General features: G+C 46.6%; 29 protein-coding genes. 3 read left to right on the top strand and 26 right to left on the bottom strand.

Translation table 11 applies throughout. The annotated features are described in order from the left end of the window. Nucleotides 1-2: 2 nt before the first annotated feature. The 10 genes from E0698_RS01120 to E0698_RS01075 all read right to left on the bottom strand — a co-directional run bounded on the left by E0698_RS01120 (nt 3) and on the right by E0698_RS01075 (nt 8,913). Nucleotides 3-281 carry a hypothetical protein gene (locus E0698_RS01120; RefSeq protein WP_192510323.1) on the bottom strand — a complete coding sequence of 93 codons (279 nt, stop codon included), beginning with the start codon at nt 279-281 and terminating at the stop codon, nt 3-5. Nucleotides 282-359: 78 nt separating this feature from the next. Continuing rightward, on the bottom strand, nt 360-1,835 hold the full coding sequence (locus tag E0698_RS01115; RefSeq protein WP_192510322.1) for a hypothetical protein: 1,476 nt from the start codon (nt 1,833-1,835) through the stop codon (nt 360-362). Nucleotides 1,836-1,865: 30 nt separating this feature from the next. Then, nucleotides 1,866-2,792 carry a hypothetical protein gene (locus E0698_RS01110; RefSeq protein ID WP_192510321.1) on the bottom strand — a complete coding sequence of 309 codons (927 nt, stop codon included), beginning with the start codon at nt 2,790-2,792 and terminating at the stop codon, nt 1,866-1,868. A 17-nt stretch (nt 2,793-2,809) separates the two neighbouring features. Further along, a complete protein-coding gene (locus E0698_RS01105) occupies nt 2,810-3,022 on the bottom strand; it encodes a hypothetical protein (protein WP_192510320.1) in 213 nt (70 codons plus the stop codon). Then, nucleotides 3,019-4,125: a hypothetical protein gene (locus tag E0698_RS01100; protein ID WP_192510319.1), complete on the bottom strand. Its 1,107-nt coding sequence runs from the start codon at nt 4,123-4,125 to the stop codon at nt 3,019-3,021. The genes E0698_RS01105 and E0698_RS01100 overlap by 4 nt, the downstream gene beginning before the upstream one ends. Beyond that, the gene (locus E0698_RS01095; protein ID WP_192510318.1) at nt 4,125-5,579 is read right to left on the bottom strand and encodes a phage portal protein; all 1,455 of its coding nucleotides are present in this window, start codon (nt 5,577-5,579) and stop codon (nt 4,125-4,127) included. The genes E0698_RS01100 and E0698_RS01095 overlap by 1 nt, the downstream gene beginning before the upstream one ends. 14 nt (nt 5,580-5,593) lie before the next feature. Then, nucleotides 5,594-6,868, bottom strand: a complete 1,275-nt coding sequence (locus E0698_RS01090; protein ID WP_192510317.1) for a PBSX family phage terminase large subunit — start codon at nt 6,866-6,868, stop codon at nt 5,594-5,596. After that, on the bottom strand, nt 6,858-7,655 hold the full coding sequence (gene terS / locus E0698_RS01085) for a phage terminase small subunit (protein WP_025684560.1): 798 nt from the start codon (nt 7,653-7,655) through the stop codon (nt 6,858-6,860). The genes E0698_RS01090 and terS overlap by 11 nt, the downstream gene beginning before the upstream one ends. A gap of 123 nt (nt 7,656-7,778) precedes the next feature. Continuing rightward, nucleotides 7,779-8,288, bottom strand: a complete 510-nt coding sequence (locus E0698_RS01080) for a hypothetical protein (RefSeq protein ID WP_192510316.1) — start codon at nt 8,286-8,288, stop codon at nt 7,779-7,781. A 145-nt stretch (nt 8,289-8,433) separates the two neighbouring features. Continuing rightward, nucleotides 8,434-8,913: a BC1881 family protein gene (locus tag E0698_RS01075; protein ID WP_192510315.1), complete on the bottom strand. Its 480-nt coding sequence runs from the start codon at nt 8,911-8,913 to the stop codon at nt 8,434-8,436. 136 nt (nt 8,914-9,049) lie between these two features. Between E0698_RS01075 and E0698_RS01070 the strand changes: the two genes are divergently transcribed. The 3 genes from E0698_RS01070 to E0698_RS01060 all read left to right on the top strand — a co-directional run bounded on the left by E0698_RS01070 (nt 9,050) and on the right by E0698_RS01060 (nt 10,730). Further along, nucleotides 9,050-9,265, top strand: a complete 216-nt coding sequence (locus tag E0698_RS01070) for a type II toxin-antitoxin system HicA family toxin (RefSeq protein WP_192510314.1) — start codon at nt 9,050-9,052, stop codon at nt 9,263-9,265. Nucleotides 9,266-9,378: 113 nt separating this feature from the next. After that, complete coding sequence (locus E0698_RS01065; RefSeq protein WP_192510313.1) at nt 9,379-9,786, top strand: type II toxin-antitoxin system HicB family antitoxin; 408 nt, start codon at nt 9,379-9,381, stop codon at nt 9,784-9,786. A gap of 596 nt (nt 9,787-10,382) precedes the next feature. Next, a complete protein-coding gene (locus tag E0698_RS01060) occupies nt 10,383-10,730 on the top strand; it encodes a hypothetical protein (RefSeq protein ID WP_192510312.1) in 348 nt (115 codons plus the stop codon). A 595-nt stretch (nt 10,731-11,325) separates the two neighbouring features. On the opposite strand, the gene E0698_RS01055 is transcribed toward E0698_RS01060, so the two are convergent. The 16 genes from E0698_RS01055 to E0698_RS00980 all read right to left on the bottom strand — a co-directional run bounded on the left by E0698_RS01055 (nt 11,326) and on the right by E0698_RS00980 (nt 19,853). Beyond that, nucleotides 11,326-11,529 carry a hypothetical protein gene (locus E0698_RS01055; RefSeq protein ID WP_192510311.1) on the bottom strand — a complete coding sequence of 68 codons (204 nt, stop codon included), beginning with the start codon at nt 11,527-11,529 and terminating at the stop codon, nt 11,326-11,328. A gap of 24 nt (nt 11,530-11,553) precedes the next feature. Continuing rightward, complete coding sequence (locus tag E0698_RS01050) at nt 11,554-11,784, bottom strand: hypothetical protein (protein WP_192510310.1); 231 nt, start codon at nt 11,782-11,784, stop codon at nt 11,554-11,556. 2 nt (nt 11,785-11,786) lie between these two features. After that, nucleotides 11,787-12,161: a hypothetical protein gene (locus E0698_RS01045; protein ID WP_238353812.1), complete on the bottom strand. Its 375-nt coding sequence runs from the start codon at nt 12,159-12,161 to the stop codon at nt 11,787-11,789. A 150-nt stretch (nt 12,162-12,311) separates the two neighbouring features. Continuing rightward, the gene (locus tag E0698_RS01040; protein WP_238353811.1) at nt 12,312-13,325 is read right to left on the bottom strand and encodes a hypothetical protein; all 1,014 of its coding nucleotides are present in this window, start codon (nt 13,323-13,325) and stop codon (nt 12,312-12,314) included. Nucleotides 13,326-13,360: 35 nt separating this feature from the next. After that, nucleotides 13,361-14,170 (bottom strand): DNA adenine methylase, encoded by an 810-nt coding sequence (locus E0698_RS01035; RefSeq protein WP_192510309.1) that lies wholly within the window; start codon nt 14,168-14,170, stop codon nt 13,361-13,363. 34 nt (nt 14,171-14,204) lie between these two features. Beyond that, the gene (locus E0698_RS01030; RefSeq protein ID WP_192510308.1) at nt 14,205-15,110 is read right to left on the bottom strand and encodes a phosphoadenosine phosphosulfate reductase domain-containing protein; all 906 of its coding nucleotides are present in this window, start codon (nt 15,108-15,110) and stop codon (nt 14,205-14,207) included. A 32-nt stretch (nt 15,111-15,142) separates the two neighbouring features. Further along, nucleotides 15,143-15,364: a hypothetical protein gene (locus tag E0698_RS01025; RefSeq protein WP_202894707.1), complete on the bottom strand. Its 222-nt coding sequence runs from the start codon at nt 15,362-15,364 to the stop codon at nt 15,143-15,145. Then, nucleotides 15,345-15,683: a hypothetical protein gene (locus E0698_RS01020; RefSeq protein WP_192510307.1), complete on the bottom strand. Its 339-nt coding sequence runs from the start codon at nt 15,681-15,683 to the stop codon at nt 15,345-15,347. The genes E0698_RS01025 and E0698_RS01020 overlap by 20 nt, the downstream gene beginning before the upstream one ends. 51 nt (nt 15,684-15,734) lie before the next feature. Further along, a complete protein-coding gene (locus tag E0698_RS01015) occupies nt 15,735-16,442 on the bottom strand; it encodes a hypothetical protein (RefSeq protein ID WP_192510306.1) in 708 nt (235 codons plus the stop codon). 23 nt (nt 16,443-16,465) lie between these two features. Beyond that, complete coding sequence (locus tag E0698_RS01010) at nt 16,466-16,873, bottom strand: hypothetical protein (RefSeq protein ID WP_192510305.1); 408 nt, start codon at nt 16,871-16,873, stop codon at nt 16,466-16,468. 88 nt (nt 16,874-16,961) lie between these two features. Continuing rightward, nucleotides 16,962-17,147 (bottom strand): hypothetical protein, encoded by a 186-nt coding sequence (locus tag E0698_RS01005; protein ID WP_192510304.1) that lies wholly within the window; start codon nt 17,145-17,147, stop codon nt 16,962-16,964. Nucleotides 17,148-17,172: 25 nt separating this feature from the next. Continuing rightward, nucleotides 17,173-17,373 (bottom strand): hypothetical protein, encoded by a 201-nt coding sequence (locus E0698_RS01000; RefSeq protein ID WP_192510303.1) that lies wholly within the window; start codon nt 17,371-17,373, stop codon nt 17,173-17,175. Continuing rightward, complete coding sequence (locus E0698_RS00995; RefSeq protein WP_192510302.1) at nt 17,370-18,359, bottom strand: hypothetical protein; 990 nt, start codon at nt 18,357-18,359, stop codon at nt 17,370-17,372. The genes E0698_RS01000 and E0698_RS00995 overlap by 4 nt, the downstream gene beginning before the upstream one ends. A 43-nt stretch (nt 18,360-18,402) precedes the next feature. Beyond that, nucleotides 18,403-18,825 (bottom strand): hypothetical protein, encoded by a 423-nt coding sequence (locus E0698_RS00990; RefSeq protein ID WP_192510301.1) that lies wholly within the window; start codon nt 18,823-18,825, stop codon nt 18,403-18,405. Next, nucleotides 18,822-19,241, bottom strand: a complete 420-nt coding sequence (locus tag E0698_RS00985) for a hypothetical protein (RefSeq protein ID WP_192510300.1) — start codon at nt 19,239-19,241, stop codon at nt 18,822-18,824. Before E0698_RS00985 ends, E0698_RS00990 begins: the two co-directional genes overlap by 4 nt. Before the next feature lie 84 nt (nt 19,242-19,325). Next, nucleotides 19,326-19,853, bottom strand: coding sequence for a hypothetical protein (locus tag E0698_RS00980; RefSeq protein WP_238353810.1), 528 nt, complete (start codon nt 19,851-19,853; stop codon nt 19,326-19,328). Nucleotides 19,854-19,976: the final 123 nt, after the last annotated feature.

Genomic DNA, 19,976 nt, shown 5'->3' with positions numbered 1-19,976 from the left:
GGTTATTCCTTACTTTCAGGTGGAGTCGCCGTACCCGCCCCTTGATCATCTAGTGGTGGGGCCTGTTTGACACTGGTGTCATCCTTCTTGCCCTTGCTGTCGTCTTTTGGAATAGGGTCCTTTTTCGGCTTCTCCTTATATTCCTCGTAGCCGGGAATTTGAAGAAGTACCTCCCCGATCCCGTCCTCCACCTCAGCCTGTCCCTTATCATCAAATTGGACTGTCTGGTCCAGCACAACCACCTCAGCAGGCAGTTCACCACTTGTTTTTTTGATTTTCATGCCGTATCTCCTTCGCTCAGGAAAATTTTCCTGATCAATTTAGTGACCAAAAGAAAAGAGAGGGGGTCGCCCTCTCTTTTAACGGTATACTGGCTTGATCGTACCAAAGCTTTGCTGGTCGTAGGAAGGACCAAACAGTTCTCTATTGCTGTTTTCTCCGATCTTGCCAACGTTCTTGAATACCACAATTCGGCGCGGGTTGTAGACTTGCAACATCCCGAAAAGTAGAATCATGAAACGGTCGGATGTATCGACACGACCCATTGCCAAATTCATGAGTGGGGCAAACTGTTTGAAGCGCAGAACATTCTCTCCGTCATTATCAATTAGGAAAGCATGTTCTGTACCCGGAATATCAGCGCCATTGTCCACAATGACCTGTGTTGTATCGCTGCCGCTATCCGCAACCTCAGTCATGAATAATGCTTGAGCTGGATTACTGGAGTACCCGCGATAAACTTTGTAGCTGTTGGCTTTCAAATCCGCATCGCCAGAGTCCACCCGTTGAATAGTAATTTCAACCCGTTGTTTGTCAGTAATCGCAATGGCTGTCGTTGGTACTGGGGCAGATTCGCCCTTTCTGCCTTTAGCGCTAATGAAATAGTAATATGTTCCTGCTGGCACAGTAGAATTAGTATCAGCCACACCTTTGGCGGAATCCAGTACCGGGATAGCCGGAGCATCCTTTTGTGATTTTTGTTTTGGTGCGCCCTCCGGTTTCAAAAATACGTTATTCAGGAATGTGATATTCGCTGAGTTAGCCGCGTAACCACGGATAGGCTGCCCCATCATAATATCTTCACCCGGATTCACGATCCGTTGGCGACCAGTAGGACCAGTAAACAATTTAGAGAAGTCCTTGTGTACCTGATTCGAGATATGCAAATCAAGTCTACGACTACCCCAGTTATCCGCGATAATCGTTGCTGCATCCTCAAGAACATTTTCGGTAATCAATCCACCTTTAAGGTCGATGATATGCTGAGACGCGTAAGGCTTGCCAATGACATACTTTTTAACAAGTGCCAACAATCCATCCATTGCTAAAGGGTTCTTGGAGCTATCTCCGAAGTACAAAGCACGCTCCATTTGTTGGAGTACAGTCATTGTTCCGTTCATCGTCTCACGAGTTTTAATATCCCCCACACCAACCGTCTGAGTAAGCATGGCCTGTAGTGTAATTCTCCGAAGTGTACCGAAGAACTTAACAAATCCGGTTTGACGGATGTAGTTACTATCCGTTTCGGTAGGCACTCCGCCCTCTACCATATACGGATCAACGTCCTGTCCGTAGCTGTCCATGACGTTAAATTCTTCTACAAGGCCATTAGCCTTTGATTTGTTGATAGAGCGCCAGAACACCAAGTTTTCCTCTTTGGCCGTTACGACTTTAAGAGTAGATTCAAGCGATTGCGGACGCAGGGCGGACATATCGGCAAAAGAACCGTCTCCATATGCCGGACCGTCTACACCACTCCCCAGTGCTTTTGTTAATTGCTCCAGGTCACCAACAGACATTTGACCCAAGCCATCTTGCAGATTATCCAATTCCATAGTCATTATCCTCCAATTCTAAAGGCTGAATTACAGCCCGAGTTTTTCTTTAACGGTGGACGGCAAGTTAAGCGCTTGAAGCGGTGTACCTGTTTCAAAGCGAACTACCTCGCTGCCCGCGAGTTCACCAGTTTCAAAGGACTTCTCCAGCACTTCCAACACTTCTGTTCTGTTCATTTCCTTGCCATCGGGACGTTTGATGGTATTTAAATCACGCTGACCAGTCACACTTTTACGGCCTTGAGGCACGTTCAGCGACTTACGCAATTCTTCATTCTCTGCACTCAATGCATCCAACTTAGTAGACATGGATTTAACTAGGTCATTTACCTCCGTTTGCTGCTTAATCATGTGTGTGAATGATTTTTCCAGCCCTCCCAATTGAGCGCTAACTTCAATTTGATTGTCTCCCATAATCTCGCCATCCTCCTTAATATTGTTAAAAGATTTAACTAATTCCGCATACGTCATGGTGTTAATTGGGTTCATCGTCAGCACAACGTTTCGCAGTACAGACTTTATAACTTTCCCTGTCAGTCGATCACGTTCGACTACACCGCCCTCAATGCTCCAGCCGACACGCCGCGTGCTGTGGGACTTCTGCAAATCCTCAATAGCAACAACGGCCTTTAATGACATTTCCCGGTTCGCATATAAACGGCCCTTGATGAACACTCCATTAACCGATTTATTAAGCGTGGGATGATTGAATCTCCCGACATGCACAGCTTCCGGCTCGCCTATAAATTGATCCGGGCTATTACCGTGTTCCCACTTGATCCATCCCTTTTCGAGAAAATAGGATGTATCCATGCCGTCTGGAGAGATACTATCTGCCTGTGCGTCTGTGTCGTCAGAAGAAATAACACCCTGAATGATGTAATCACCGTTGGCATCCATTTCTATCGACTTTTCCAAAGGCACAAATAGGCGGAAAGTGTCTTTAATTTCCTCCAAGACAAATCACTCCTTTCTCAGACTCGCTGGGGCCAGTCCCATTGCCCGATAGACTGACCTTGTTGAACGTTTTCGACAAAAACCATACTGTTCGGATAGGTAACACACAAATGAACCGTTGTATCGTCAACCACATCCGTAACTGTCGCTGCGGCTGGTGCAATTACAGTCTTGTTATCCTTTTGTCTGCAATAAAAATAATGAACCATGCGCCCTACTGTCGGTATCATCGCTTAATCACCTCCCTCCGGTTTCTTCCCGGTACTCTGAACCATCTATGCCGACAATGGGGATGAAGCGGTACACAGGGCCACCAACTGGCTGTTATTCGGCCCTTATTGCTCTTGCCGGGCCATATATGGGTATCACCGTTAGCCGCTTTGTGGGAGACGATAAATGTCTTGCCCTCCAGCAGCCGTTGACAGTGCTTGCATGTACCGGGAACAGTAGCGACCTGAACAATATCGCCTTCCTGACAGCCCGCCAAAAAAGCATCATTTGTACTCATGGCAAGCTCTGTGATCGCCACGCGCCGCCAATCCCTATTCTGATCCCCATATACGTCAAAGAGCGCCTGAGATAGCTTGTTCGCTCCCCAGCGCTCCTTTTGACTCTGTATTACCAGTTCCTTGACTCCGGCCCGGTGTTTGTCTGATATCTGCGTAATCTTCTCAGCCGTGTGAAGCACAGAATGTTCCATGCTGCGGATCTCCAGCGGAGAGAGTGAAATAAATTCTTCCTGCCCCTCGCCTTCACCATTCCACAACTCAAACGGAAACGGGTCCTTACGAGCCGCCTTGATCGTATCCGGCAGCTTGCTAATGATCGCAGCAGTAAGGACCAAATTGGCTTTCTCTGCCTCTATACGGAGCCTGCCAAGTAAAGCAGCTCGGACAATATACTTTTCAGCCAGCTTGTCCAGATTCTTAAACTTGGAACGAATAGTGTCGTCAATCTTCCGAATGACCGCAAAGGAGTCTTTACCGCGCTCTATAACCCGTTTGAATAGGCCGCGTTTGCTCCGTAGCCTCTTGATCCATTCGATTATGGCATTCTTGCCATCTCTCGACTTCTGAATATCGTCTACTGGCAATCCCAACAGTACAACAATCTCCGCAATAGCCTCCTGCGTCTCCGCGTCCAGCTCCGAATAAAAATCATCCTCCAATTGAGCAATCAACGGATCATCTGACCGCTCCCACATGCTACGTCCGCCACTTTCCCGGTGGGATGGTAGCTCAAGAGCCTTGGATAATGTTTCCATTACCAGCCGCTTATCCTCCAGCCTGAAAGAACGTAGGGCGGGGGGTAGATTAATTTTTAGCTTAGCCATCAATACCCCTCCCACGTTATATCCAACTCAAAGGATTTTTGTAACGGTTCCTCTTCATCATCCTTTTTCGGATTATCCGGCGAATCTTCCTCAGTAGCCGCTTGGTGCTCTGCCATATACGCCTGTATAAGTACAGCATTGGCAGGGGCGTGCATCCACTTAGCATCGGGGGGAACTTCAAGCCCCCTTTGTTTACGTACCTCCGCAATGGTCAGCACACCGGAGTCAATGTCATTCTTCAATCGCTCCGCTTTTCGGTCCTCGCTCTCATCGTCCAGCCCCGCCCAGTATAAAGCGAATTCAGGGGCGATAACGTCCAGAACATTCGTATTCAATGAATCTGATAAGAAATACATGAGCGGGATAAACCCTTTATCCTTACTGGAGTCCATTTTTTCAGCCGTGTTGTCACTTTGGCTCATGCTGGTGCTACTGGTCCAGCTTTTAAAACCGACTTCGTTGGGGTCAATCTGATAGACTGCCGCCGCAAGGTTGAACAGGAATTCCAGGAACTCATTAAACTGCATGTCCTGGTTACTACTCTTAAATGGGGTGAACTTGAAGCCGCTCCCCTCTTCCATTCCCATTACCGGAACAGCCCATTTTCCTTGTGCTCCATCTGTGAGTGTTTTCCAGTGACGGGTAAACGCTTCAATATCCTCTTCCTCATACTTACCAATGACCTCAAGCACACCTTGCGGCAAGGAATTGTAAGAGAAATAAGTTGTATTGTACCGGACACCGTTCATTATCCCTGTAACGATCTCCACCAGCGTTTCCAGCTCTGACATACCGAAGTCGGAATATTCCACATCGGTACGCGGATTACGGATACCATACGACAGCTCATGGCGTGTATATTCAGCCGTTATCCGTCCATCCACTCGCTGCACATAGGCAATAGGCTCAAGGTATCCCTGAGCTGTAACGGGCATATATGGGGCTGGCAGAAATATTTCTGACGTTGGGGCGTTTGGCAACAGCTCTATAGTGGCAGCATCCACCGCAAACAGGTCTGTAATGTTTCCAGCCCGCGTAAATACGTTCTCCCATGCCATTGCATCCAGCGTAAGTGTATCCCTCGTGATTTTACGAAGGAAACTATTAAAGTTGTCCTTTCGCTGCGGGTTGTCCCAGCTACCAGTACGCAAAAAGAATTCTTCCAACTCGAAGGCCCTTGCCTGCGCTGCCTTACTCATGGTCTGCTGGGGGTTCTTCAGGCCGATTCGAAACCCTAAATCCCCATCAAACCGGGGGCGGCGTGCAAAACGGGCTACCTGATTAAGCCGCGTATTGATGATAGCTGCTATGGCCGGGACCTTAGCCATCTGCCGTAGTGTGGCGAATGGCAGCAGGGACGGCTTAGTACGTGTACCGCCCACACTCAAATTTTGGTTGGGCAGGATAACGGCTGATTTAGCCTTAGCTTGTGGTTTGGCTTCCTCAGCTTTCAATAGTGTTCACCCCCTTACGTAAAGAATCTCGAACGACGCGGCTTACCAAGCACGGTATAGACTACATACCGCAAAGCATCCATAGCATGGTCATGCTTCTTGACTGGCTTATCCTCGCCCCGGTCCTGAGACGCTTTTGCATCCCAAATGTAACTAAAAAACTCTTTGATCGTCTCACGGCATTGTGAGGACACAAAGAGTTCTTGTTCCTTTATGGATACGGCTACGGACTCAATACCCGGAAGCACGTCATTATCTGCTTCCTCTATCCGCCGTACACCCATCTTTTTCAATTCTGTTATGAATCCCTTAGCGCTTGGATCAATAAATATCTTTTTGATATTGTCGATCCCTGCAATGAACTCCAGAAAGTCTCTGGCGTAGTCACTCGGCGCTTTGGGGGAAGTCACATCTGAATGGTAATATTCCTTAATCAGATATAGCTTCTTATCCTGCTGACCGAACAAAAGGAACACGGTAGCGTTGGTGTGACCATAGTCAACGCCTACATAGTATTTGGAGAACTCCTGTGGCAGTTCTTCCGGCTTCTTGACACTGATATCCTCGTCGAACATGTCATAGATAACGCCTTCCGCCATCGCCCACAGACCCAGTATGTAGCGCTTAAAGAACACACCACTATACATGGCCCGGTATCTAGCTTTGATACGTTCTGACAGTGACAGGTTATCTTCCATCGTGAAATGAAGATGCAGCAAAGACTTTTCCGTTACCTTATCAATCCATCCGGTCTTGAACCAATGGTACGGACCGTCAGGGTTGCAGTTGAACCAAAATTTAGATCCATCCACCGAACAACGGCCAGTTGCCTGATTGACAAATGATTCTGGCATTAGGGCCACTTCATCAAAGAACATTCCCGCCAACGTGATACCCTGAATCAAGTCTTGAGAGCTTTCATCCTTACCGCCAAAAATATAGAAATAGTTTTCCTTGCCGTCCTTGGATATGGTGACCAGGTTATCAGTGCGGGCGTCATGCACCCGATAACCACGGGATCTCAACATAAGCTTCAGCCAGAACAGTACATTACGCCGGAAACTGCCTATAGTCTTACCAGCCATCCCGAAATTGTGCTGGTCAAAGGTGCTCATAGCCCATACAACGTATGAAAAGGACATGGACAGCGTTTTGCCGCTCCGTATCGCTCCATCTGCTATAATGCCATCCTTATCATGCACAGAGGATTCAGGCAGCCACCATGTAAGCACCTGCTTTTGTTTTCGAGAGAACGGCTTCCAATTAAATTTAGGCGCTTTACTCTTCATCAGCCCATACCTGAGCTGCTTCGGACTTCAAAGCGGCCATAAATCCGTCTTCCGTCTCTTTTTCATCAGGAGGGGCGTCTTTCTCAAGCGCCTTGACCTTACCTTTGAGCACCTCAATACGTAGCCGCTGTTCTTCATCTGCATGGGTAAGACGGCACATTTCCTCATACTGCTTTATAAGACTCTGTAACCTACCCATTGCACGACTTTGAGCGTTCAGAAACGTTGCCTGTTTATCCCAAGCGAACTGAATTTCATGTTCTGTATCTTCACTATCCGTTTTGTCATTGGTGAATAGTTTCGATCTTTTAACAACTTTGGTCATGTCGTCATGATCCTTGACGAACATTATCGGCTGCGCCCGTAGTATTGCAGCATATTTGAGTGTGATTTGATCCCACATCATATCCAGCGGGGAACGGTTCTCAAGCTGCTCCATGATCTCTGCGGTTTCATCAGGGAGGAACTTGCGGAAAAAACCGTGTGTAACGGCTTTGTCGTTACGGGCTGGCCCACCGGGACCACCACTATTCCCCACAGCATTCTGATTCCCCTCGGGAGCACCATGACCCGCTGCATTACGATTCCCCTTTGGAGGACCCCGCTTTTTGGATGCATCTTTCTTGCCCCCGGATGCATCTTTTGTTCTGGAGGATGCATCCTTACTCCATCCTTGCCGCTGCTTCCGGCTTTTGATAGTCGGGTACTTCACATCATGTTTTGAAGCAAGATCCGATAAGGAGATATCAGTATTTTCGTACTCATTTCTGATCTCTTCCCAGTTCATAGTTACATTTCACCACCCCCGGTTTGGTTGCGCTGGTTGTTTGAGTTGGTTTTGCACTATAGTAGGGGTGAACGGCTGGCTCTCAGACGCATTCAGTGCCTCACACACACCCTAATTTCAGAGTTAGATGGTAAAGGGCTTGGCGCACCTTTTGAATCCCTCAGAATCAGTAGCATCGTTTTCAAATCCATTTGCTAGGTTAAACCTACGCCTAATGTCGGCAAGTTTCTCAAACAGAAGCTTTTTATCACCTTTGCATTCTAATAAGGCATCATCTATTTCCTTATTAAATGGTGCATCCTGCGGACGCATTGCCCTCAACATTTGAAGGTGCTCGTAATCTTCTTTCATCATTCCAGAAAACGACGTTGTAATAATCACCGTTCCAATTTCTTGACGGAATCCACATGGCTCCATCACGTACCTATTTCCCTGATTATCCGTGATAATACAATCCCCTTCGTTTACTGGCTTTCGTCCTTCCGGGGTTTGAACAATAGGAACACGCTTCGCCTTTGGGTAACCATTTGCCATTTCATCTTTAGGGATGTATCCAATAAATTGACCTGATAATGCATAGAACTCGAAACCGTCCTCCAGCCCTTCATGGTAAAACTCAGCAGATACAATCATTTCTTCACACCCTCCCTCTGACACTTCCCACGTCCACAATACTGCTTACTGCCTGTCCACTCCCCCCACGGGCATCCTCTACACTCCTTTGGTTGCTGTTTAGAGATTACAGGCAGAGGGGGCAGCTTAGGTGTGTACTTGTTCATTAGTCTTGATTGAAAAGCACGATAGCGGGGCCGCTCAATATACGAATCCCCCCACCTTGTTCCATACTCATTAATTCACCAGGACTCAGTTGGTATGTCTCTACACCAGTCCGCTTGCTCAACTCTTCAGATAAAAACTTCGTTGTAAGTGTCTCGAATACTTCCCAAAACCACTTTGACGATACAGGAGTAGAAGCAACCTCCAATGGAGTAATCTTCAATGATTCTGTACCTTTAAGTATGTTCAACTCGTCTACACTCAATGGCTTGCCAATCACCAATGCTGGGCCACCATCCTGCGGATAGTCGATATACTTGATTTGCCCCCACGGAATGAATGTCCATTGCCGTTGCTGGTTTGAGATAACAACACCAAAGTCGTCTACCGTGTGCAGCGTCCGGTTCTCTGCGGCGTTACCGTCCTTTGTCCAGACCGTTACCTTGCCGCCAATATGGTCAACAATGTTTGCATTTGCCATTACTAATCACCCTTTCAGAGAAATAAAAAAAACCGCTGTATTTCAACGGCAAAATAAACACGCATTATTATGCGCATTTTTTCTTTACACGCATAATAATGCGTGTTATAATCATAATATAGAAAGGAGGTAAGCGATGCCGAAACAAATAACAGTCAGAGAGTTAACCAAGCGGCTGAGAAAAGAAGGGTTTGGGCCTTCTCCCTCTCATACTGGTGCCAGTAGTCACAAACGCTGGAAACATAAAGATGATCCAACAAGATACGCGGACATCAGTTTTCACAACGAAGGAGCCACCATACCGATTGGTACACTCAAGAGCATCGAGAAGACAACAGGGGTTATCTTTTAACCCCTGCGCTTCTCCCTAAACGCTTACCTTCTAGTATGGCTTAACGATTCGGTAAATTTTTTTTACAAATATAATTGAGACATATGTCTCAAAAATAAAAGGAGCGAGATAAATTGAAAAACACCTATATTTACCCTGCTGTTGTTGAAAAGGCAGATGATGGTTTAGGACTGTATTTCCCGGATATTCCCGGTACGGCCGTTCTTGCACCCGATATACAAACGGCTGTTGTTGAGGCTAAGAACATGCTGATTGATCGAATCTTAGAATTTGAAGACAAAAAAATGGTCATTCCTGTACCATCTGATCCGGCCAGCATTGAATTAAACGATGCCAGTGATCGGATTGTATACATTGAAGTATTCCTGCCGCCTTATCGGGATTCCGAAGCAAATAAATCTGTCACAGTAAACTGCACTGTACCTCAATACTTGCGGGATGCCGGACGGGATGCCGGATTGAATTTTTCCCAGCTACTTCAAAGCTCAATGAAAGATGCTTTGGGTATTAAACAAAAATAATTAAAGAGTTAAATAAAATGAATGAGGCGTCCGGAGTGGGCGCCTTTTTTTGACGTATTGCGGAGTTGAACCGCTGTTCCCTGTTTACGTCACAAACCCGACCATAGTCGGGAAAACATTACAAAAGTCCTGCTCCTCCCGTTCCATCAAATGTAGATAAAGAATACCTGTGTGTGTTATCCAGACTTTGAATGCAAAAAAAGCGGCGGTTTCCCGTCGCTCTCTCTTGTGTATTAAAAAGCCCGTATTTGTTCTAAACGCGCCCGGGCGGAGCACGTGGGAAGGGTTTTAACCTTCTTACCTTCCCCGCTTCCACGCCGCCGCAACATCTAATTGCTACTTGTGCTACAGCTCCACCTTTGCGCTCTGTTCCGCAATTGGCTTCAACGCTGATTCAGTATGGACGAGTCCTGCCGTGGTAAGGGACAGCAGGGACACCCGGGCGTTAACCCTATGTCCCTACTTTAAAGCTGAACTACAGACACCATGTGGACGCGTCACAGACGTACTACAGACATTAATATTTATTTGGGCCATACACTAAATGGGCTCCCTTGAATAAGATACAACGAACAACATAAAAGGGAGTTGGGGAAATGTATCAAAATATTTATCAACCAAACTACAATTATGGAAATTCTCAACAGAATTTAAGACAATCAAGAAGGGTAGAATTAGACGAAGGCTTGCTCGCGTCTTCGTCCGATCTAGGGAATGGTTTTTATTCATTTAGTTGGAATCAGGAGATAGATGCTAACGAAACAGTGATCTACTTTCTAAGTGTTAGAGGATTAAAAGTAATAAATGGTGGATGGGCACCTGGTGGCTATCAGAGCTTATACGCTTTGGAAAGTTACCCTAGGGGAATGAATCAATGGGTCATAACAGTAGTTAACTCTAATCAAAGAAGATCCTTACAGTTGTTTTTAATTGCGAAAAATTAACTATATTGCAAAGTTTGAGGCATCACTTTAGTTATTTCAAAAAAAAGTGGATGCCTCTTTCTATACTGCTTCCTATACACATTTTTTATCTGCAATAAAGGTACCAAACATTCCAAAGCCCTTATCAAATCACTCCAATTAATTTAAGCGTTTCAGCTACAGATTCGACCCCACGTACAATTCTCCTGTCAACACTCCTGTCAGTTATGCTACTGAACCGGCTCACAGTACCCCAGCGTGTATTCCCTCTGATAAATCGGAATTCCATTACCCGGCGAACGTTGTCGTCCATAATAAGGCTCACGGCCATTTCTATAGCCTCTGTTTTCTGTCTATATTCCTCCATAACCAGTCGTTCCTTCTCACCTATTGTATTCCTGGCGGACAGGCTATCAACGGTTTTACGCATCCTGGTGTACCGATTCAAAAGGCTCCGAGCCGCCTGCATGTCTGACCTGTTTGCTGTCGGGAAAAGTGATACCTGTTCCCATGCCATTGCCATCCCCCTCATTCCTCTTTATGATATAATTGGATTTGAGAAATGAAGTTAAATGCCCCCGTGTGCCCGGCCAAGGATGCGGGGGCTTTGTTGTGTTCAAAAATTCCATTTCATCTGACCATCGTCGTAATAGTCCTCTGTTGCTTCTTGAATCAATCCTTCATCAACCCATCTTTTGGGAGCACGTTTCCGGTAATTTTCCCAAACCGCAACGCCTGCTTCGATATCCCGAAACTTATTAAGTTGCACAGCTTTATCCGTCCAAACCCAATATGTGGTTGTTTCTATTTGTTCAGACACCCTCATTCCCTCCGCTTTTTAGCTTCATTTCCCAGTAATATCACTCCATACCCTACCATCAATGAACAGCATAATTCCGACTGGAGCATCCCATTTCCGGGTTAGAGTTTCCGCTCTAAAATCTGATACAGCGACCTTGATAAATCCTTTTTTGTTGTCGGAAGATTTGCTAATCTCAAGCAGATTTCCATTTAATGGCTGACACTTTACCCCGCCATGTTCTAATGCTTTTATAAGTGCTTCTTTCATTAACATATCTATCTTCCTCCCTTAATAGGCTCAAACTCTCCGATATCATCACCACAGGACCCCTTGTATACTTCCCGGTCATGGTTCCAGCAGTTGCGACACATACGTTTTCCCGGTGCAAAGTCATGCATATGTGGTCCTGTCAATTCGGAAGATATCTCGCCGCACCAATCGCATTCCCCACCGTTTTTATATTCTGCGGTAATCTTGGCAAGCTGCTCGTCTGACAATTCCACCGTGCCGATTACAGGAGCTTGGCCCAGTACGTCCAGGTCAAACCGTTCTGGCAATCCTGTATATCCGTCTCCTTTGAAATTGAGAACATCTGAATTATTTATGTCTAGTACCAATCGGTTATCAATTAAACGTAAATCGTATTTCATTGCGTGCTCCCTCCTTTTAAAACCAATTCCTTATATTCTCCCTCTTTGATTTCCGCGACGGAAAGGGGATGGAGTCTGCGCGTGTAATAACCAATGTAAGCTGGGCTACCCGTCTGAAAAAGTCCTATAATCTCTCCTTTGTCCATGATATTAAAATACCTCATTGCCATCTTCTCCTTGGGATACAGGAATGTCATGAAGGTTATAGATGTATACTTCAACATCCCGAAAGGTGTACACTCCGCTCCGACGAGAATTGTAATTCCTAGTCCTTACGATTTCCGCCGAAGGAAAGCGGCCCTTTATCAGCCCTATTAGGCGCTGGCGGTTGTTATCGTTGTCTATCAATTTTGGGGAACGGTCCCCATCTTCATAGATAATGTCGTATCCTTCCTCTTTAAGTTCTTGAAGCCGTTCTTTACGATTTTTCTTATCCGTTACTGGCGTATCTGTAAACGTTGAAATGTAATCCAACATGAAACAGAACCTTGCTTTATAATGTCCGTTTTCTGTAAACACTTCATCTGACACATGATGAAACCCGTAATTATTCCACCAATCAGATACAGTATCGGCAAGGTGTCTTAGTTGTTCTTTCAGACCATCGACAGGCTTACTTTCTCCCATTTGTCTTTCTAGTTCACGAATACGTCCATTGGCTTCCCGTATCAATCGGTGCCGTTCCTCTTTTTCTCGTGTGAGCACACTTTCATAATTCAGCAGCTTGGAAATATCGGCAAAATGGCTCTCTACAAGACTCGGAAGTATTCTGGCCATTTCTTGGGATAAGCTATCAGTGTTTATCCAATCATGAAGCTGTTTTGCCGCGAAAAACAAATCCTTTGTTGATTTAAGAGCAACTGCCTTTTCATCAGGGCTAAATACAATATTTTTATCAGCCATTATAGTCGTCTTCTTCCAGAAACCATGATCATCATCAAACCAATCTGCATCAACCAAGCGGAAGGCAAAAGGTGAAATATCAATCTGTTGGTTTTCATAATCCGTGTTATGCTCAATATCATTCATGGTTGCTCCAATTTGCAGCAGCTTATTAACGTTTTCCTTGGTACTTTCAACATAGATGTACTCTATGGTCCCAGCGTCAGAAGACCAGTCTTCAACGGGAATGCTGTTCAAAATTTCTAATTTATCATTTTCCATCTGTATATCTCTCCTTTGGTATAGGGGATGCCCCCCTAAAATAGTGTTAATTGACGATTGTCAAAATTCATGAGAAGCATTTCCTCAGTATCTATGTCCGCACCGGATCCCCCGACAACCTGTTTATGTGCATCGAATGGATCTCGAGTAAAATCAGGGTACAGTTCCTTGACTAACTGATCGTCGTAATAAGACAGGACCACTTTTCCCTGTACTCGATGCAGCAAGTCCGCCAGGTCGCGGTGGTCGCGCTCCGTGAAGCTTCCAGCATAATATTTCTCTCTGCCCACGTAAGGCGGATCCACGTAGAACAAGGTATGAGGATCATCATATTTTTCAATTATCGTTCGGAAATCCGTATGCTCGATCATGACCCCCTTCATCCGCTCCGCGAAGTCCGGCAGCAGCTTACATGCGCTAAGATATCCGTTCGCTGGGCTTTGGCCAGATACTGTACTGTGCCGCCAGCCTGTTTGGGGGACTTCCTCCGCATTGCCTTTGCCTATGGCTGAGCGATTTAGATAAAAGAAACGTACAGCTCTTTCAAATTCATCCTCCGGCATCGCTTCACGTTTCCACCGTTCATAGAGTTGCCGACTATACGGCAGCGACTCACAAGCTTGCCGAAGTCGTTCGGGATCCGTTCTGTTCACCAATAAGAAATTAACAACCAGTCCGTCGATATCGTTGTATACCTCATGGGTTATACGCGGCTTTTGGGCAATAACATGAGCTGCGCCACCGAACGGCTCTACGTACTTCCGATGTGTCGGGAAGCGACTAATGATGTGCTGTGCATATTTGCTCTTGCCCCCGAACCAAATCAATGGGCTACGTACTTGCATGTGTGTCTCTCCCCCTTATGGAGGGCTAGCCTCCTTATTCACAAAGCCCATATTGACTGGAGCAGACTGGTACATCTTCGAATGCCAGCGCTTTGAACAAATCAAGCTGCTTCCCGCCATGCACTGTTTTTGACCATTCGACCTTATCCCAAATCTGCTCCCCGTCCGAACTAGCGAAGAATGATGCACCGTGCCGCTTGGATGCCATCTTTACGATTTCCTCCCATTGGGCGATCCGCTCCACTTCTTCTGGGAAGCGACGGGCTATTTCAAAAAGCTCCATTTTCCCGGCATTAATACATGGCATACACCCGACCCGGCCCATACCCAGCTTGTACAACGGGTTAGGCTCAATGTTGTGTTTGGCGTGCATCGCAAAAACGTCTTCTACAGTCCATTTAATAAGAGGACGATATATCTCATATCCTTCCGGCGTTTCCTCCCGTTCTGGCATTTGGGATCTCGCAAGACTTTCCTGCGCTCTTATCCCTTGCCAACTCACAATTCGTTTACCTTCCTCCAGAAGCGGCAAATATACCTGGTCGAAGAACGGTCTGACCTTCAATTCGACGGTGCAGAAACGAGCTTTGGTGCTGGGAAAACGTCCCTTCCAGACGCACATGTCCAGAAACGGGTTACCTGTCGGATGAAGTACTGACAATGCCTGCTCAATGATAGTTTCGGATATCCCTTCCTCGCGCCACTTTACTTGCACCCATTCCCGCTTACGAGTTATTTGGACACTGAAATCGGCCTTAATGCGGCGGATCGGTCCAATCTCTCTTTCCAGGTAATCAATATATTCATAGGTTTGTTGGTGTTCATTGCCCGTATCTGAGAAGACTGCAATATGCGGTTCAAGTCTCTGATAGGCGAGAAGCCATAGAGCCGTGCTGTCTTTGCCTCCAGACAGAGAAATTATATTAACCGGATCTTCCAATGTGCTGCCCCTCCTTCTTGTCCCCTATGGGGCTACTCTATTGACCGTTCCCGTTTCGTCCGGGCCATCCAGTCATTTTTAAGATGTTCCGTGTTGAAAACATGATGCCGCCGCCCCAGCACATAAGATACAAAACTGTTGGAGCTGCGTTCGTAATAACAGCCGTTAAGAGGTTGCCCGTCCTGCCCCTTGCGTGAATCCGGTGTTTCTGGCACAACCTCCGCCTGGTCAAAGTTAAATTCCATTTGCGGCATGAAGCTCACTCCTGTTCAACACTTCGGATTCCCTCGGCAGAAGCGCCGCACTGTGAATCTGATCCGTTGTCCGAAAATAAAAGGGGGCGTATCTGTACTCTGATCGGTGTTTGGGGCTGTACATGAACGCCGCTGGTGGTTCGTCAGGATTCACGGGGCAAAGTAGCGCTGCACAACGCGTGCGGGAAAGCAATACCCCTCCAGCCGGAGGTATTCCATTGTGCCATTTGCCCCGCTGTGCGTCCTTGTCCGGTACCAGCACGGGAACATTGATTTGTTTTACCTCGTCTCTCGAAAGCCAACCATTTGCATTCGGCATATATTCTCACTCCCTTGGTAGAGGGGCAGCCTTAGCCGCCCCAAGGATGTATTAAGCAATGATAGTGACAAAACCGGATTCAATTTCTTTTGCTAACTCCTTGTTCAAATGTTCCTTGATGCTCGCCATTGCTTGGAGCTTCCACGCCCCCCCATCGGCTTCGAACAGAGCAGCACTTGGGCCGGATTGCAGCCGGAATACAAAACTGCATTCTGGCTGGGCGATATCAATAAACGTCCTGAATGGTTTCAGGCTCACAGGGTTAGGAACGATTACCTTTTCAAGGCTGGCGACACCGCTTTTGGCTGTTACCTGTTGCGTTACTCCATCGTCTGCATAGGTATTTCCTGTCTCTTCCTTGACGTTCCCTACTAGCTTCAATACAGCAGCCCGATCAAGGCTATCTACAAAGCAAGCTTGTAATTGGATATTGAAGTTCTCTACATCCATGAACCGTTCAAATCTAATATCTGGAAGCACAGCAGACGCATTTATCAACACGTTACGGCGTTTGTCTCGGTTGAAGGTGCTGAGAACCCGCACGTCAGTTTCACTAACCACATGAATCAACACGGGGGCCACATTGTCATAGTTTTCTTTCAGATACGTGACCATTGCGGAAAGAGTATTTACCTTTAACGCGGTGGTAGTGGGTTCATTAATCTCTTCCAGCTTTCCGGTAGAAAACATTTGTCCACCAACTTCTTTAATTTCCTTGTTTGCCAAACCCGCGATATATTGCATTGCTTCTTTAATCATTTATAATTCCTCCTAGTTATTAGTTATCTGAAATTGACTACATTTCCATCCCCGGACTTTATTTCCCCGGTATTCTTGTCAACCTCTTCGCCAGTTCCAGTACGTACAGTGCCTTCATTGTCAAAGAATGTTTGATCTTCTTCACCGAACATCAATTCCTTCGAGACTACATTTCCAGCGCTGTCAGCGCCCATAACAAATGTGGTATCCAATGGGTTATCTGGCGCGATGGTCGATTTAGTAGCAATTGTAGAATTAATGGTCTTCCGCTTTTTATCCGGTTTGAGCGTTATCGTAATTGTGATGCTACGCGCTGCCGTTGCAGACGTATTAGGATCGTCAATATTCCTAATGACACGATCCCACTCTTTGTTGAATTGCTCTTGCACGCCACCCTGTACCAACCCGCTCAATTCCACATGATTATCCATTACATAAACCTCCAAATAATTAATTTATAAGTACATACGTTTGGTTTAACGGCTGTGGAGGGCTGCGGCCTCTGTCCATAACAGAGTCCTATTCCACGATCAAAACGTCAGGGCGTATTTTGATGTATCCCCACCGCATTTGATCCATTGCGATTAAAATTACTTCCTGCCAGCTCTCCCGGTCAAAGTAACTGCGGATCTCTTCCACGCTGTACCCCTGCCTCCACATGTCACGGAAATTCGCCAGATCATCAGCGGACCAAATAAAATTCATTTCCTCACACGCAACATAAATTTTCCTAGTCTGTTTCCCCAGTTGTTCCAGACGCTTGTCCCAATCTTCTGGCGTGTATATCCTTTTTCCCAAGCCCGGCACCTCCGATCCGCCTTAATAACTCCACTTCGGCATATACCCGAATGTCATAATCCAATCGTTCGTCATGAAGCATTTCATGCAGCCGGGAAACAGACTGCTTTGCCATATATGCTGTTGGTGTCATCGCTGACCCCCCTTGCCTGATTCCATACGTTCAGCCAGCCTCATAAGCTCGTCCATTTCTTCCTGAGACACTTCTGTTTCTGACGATGTTGTTTGCACAATATCTATTGGCTGCTTATCACTCCTACCAGCAGGCCGGGGCTGACGGTCCGGTTTACGCATTGCCAATACCAATTTACCAAACTGCTTGCGAAAGCTCTCTGCGCTTAACACATTCCGGCACCAAAAATTGTCCTTGACTACCCAATCCATCACATCCTGTATAAGTCGGGTGTCAGATTGCTTGTCCAGCTCCACCAGTTTGCGAAAGTCGTCTGCCCATTTCTGCATATTGCTTCGGGCCGTTAGATGCTCTATCCCTTCGCCTTTTGCCATTACGTCCACCTTGCCCTTGAAGTACACAGCCATTTTGTAATACACGTTGTCTGCTGCGTATTTATCAGGCTTTTTTCCCTTGCCTGAAGGAGGCGGCTCGTCCTGACCAGCCGGAGGCGGTTCGGGACAAGAATCTTTATCTTTATATTGGTTAGGGTTAAGGTTAGGGTTAAGGTCACGGGTGGACTCCGACCGCTGTCCTTCGTCCGTCCGCTGGACGTCCGGTGGATGTACAGCGGACGAATTAGCGGCAGCTTTCTTCTTATCACGATCATTTTTCTTTCTGGCTGCATCCTTTGCCCGGCTTTCTATTAACTTGCCAGCATAAACATACCAGTCGTGAATCACGCTCCCTGTCTCGGTTTTGTCAATAAACCTCGACTCAATCATGGAAGCGTAAAGCAGCTCAGGATCACCATCCCATTCAATTGCATCTGCTATATCCTCTGCACCATATTTGCTTAAATCACCGTCCGGCGCAAAATCCATCGCCCACCACCAAAACATATGCAAATGTCCGACAGCCGTCGGAACGGAGATTCCAAGTTTGCGGCATAATTTGCGTGTTTTTGGGTGTCTATCGGTTCCTTGATGGCTTTCAATCCATGCCAAACCAGTTCCCTCCTTTCCGACAACGCGGATATTTAATGGATATCTACCGTATGTCCGTTGGACGTCCGGCGGACGTCTTCCATATGTCCAAACCGGGTCCACGGAAATAATAGTCTATTAGTTCATTGCGCTTCTTCATCTTCCAAGCTCGCCCGGTGGCCGTGTCGTCAGCAAATTGATGGCAAGTACCGGATTCTGAACGTGGACCACATAAGTTAGCTATATTCCACGGCTCGCTGCCGCTGCCATACTGACTGGCGTTAACCAAGTGGGCTTTTTCAAACCACAGGGCCGGACGGCTCACACCACAGCGCTCACATATCACGTATCCTGTGTGCTCTGCTGCCCGGCGTTCTACTTCATCACGAACGGCTGACGTAATGGCCGTGTGGTTTCCCCGCTTCTTCTTGCCACGCTTACTGCGGGTCTGTTGCTGCTTGCTATAAGGAAGAAAAGGTAATGTCATGCCCCTCCACCTCCAATATGCATGTCCACCCGGAGCCGGAGCCGCAACTCGTATAGCTGCTCAGATATAGACTTGAATTCGTTTTTCCATAACACCATATGCTCAAGGTCTTTCGCTTCCTTATCTCGTATAGCCAACACCGCCAGTTCTGCCGCGTTCTGCTTATTTCCCCGCTTCGTATCACGAACCGTTTCAGCAAATACCCGCTTCCTGCGATTGTAGGTTTGCATGTACCGCCCGTTCATGTAAGCGCATACTCTACCCATTAGTGTGTGAGATTTGGTAAGCAGCTCCACCTTCTGCATGAGTGCGCCGGGAGAGTCGTCCGCTATTCCTTTCGCCGCTTCCCCGTACCGCTGAATGTCCTGGATATACTGCTTAATCTCCCTGATTTTTTCAATTTCCTTTTTGTCCATAAGGGACCCCTGTTTCAAAGATTTTAAAAATGTGCTATGATTCCAATGTTTAGGTTTTACTTAATCGTGCTTCCAACACGATTATTACAAAGGACTTTTCTTGTTGTTACGGCGGTACAATGTACGGCAGTGATAATTGCAGAAAAGTCCTTCCTCTTCAGGGTCCGGGTATTTCTGACCTGAATAAACCGCTCTCTCGCATTGTTGACATTGCCCTACCTTTTCCCCGGTTATTCTATGGGTTGAAGGTCTTGGAACAATCAGCCCTTCATATTCTTCATTTTTCCCGATAGACTCTTCCAGTTCGTACAACCGCACAGTAAGTTCATCTATTCGCGTGCGTAACTGCTGAATACTATGACCATCGTTTAGAGCGTCAATGCTATCTTGATATAGGTACAACAATTGAGTACGGATTTGTCTGCACTCTTTCCTTACGCCCAGTTCATGAAGCTCCTGCTCTGTCAAATGCAACAAGGACATATCCAGCCGAACAGCTTCACTAAGCAGTCCGTCTATTAGGCACGCGGCCTCGAAAAACGTTTTGCCCGGTACCTCCATGTAACTGCGATAGCCGGAGGCGTCTATTACTGGTATTAAGCGTGTTTCCAATGTGTATTCCCTCCTTCTGGCGTAATGCCGTTTCTAATTCTTCAATTGCTTCATCAAAAAAATCGGTTTGCAGAGCTGCGCGCATTGCACACAGCTTGCTCAGTCGCTTCCATAACATCCGGC

It is taken from the genome of Paenibacillus sp. 23TSA30-6 (assembly GCF_014858585.1).
In the GTDB taxonomy this organism is placed as follows: Bacteria; Bacillota; Bacilli; order Paenibacillales; family Paenibacillaceae; genus Paenibacillus.
The sequence above is the reverse complement of the archived record's forward strand: the minus strand, read 5'-3'. Positions and strand labels throughout refer to the sequence as shown.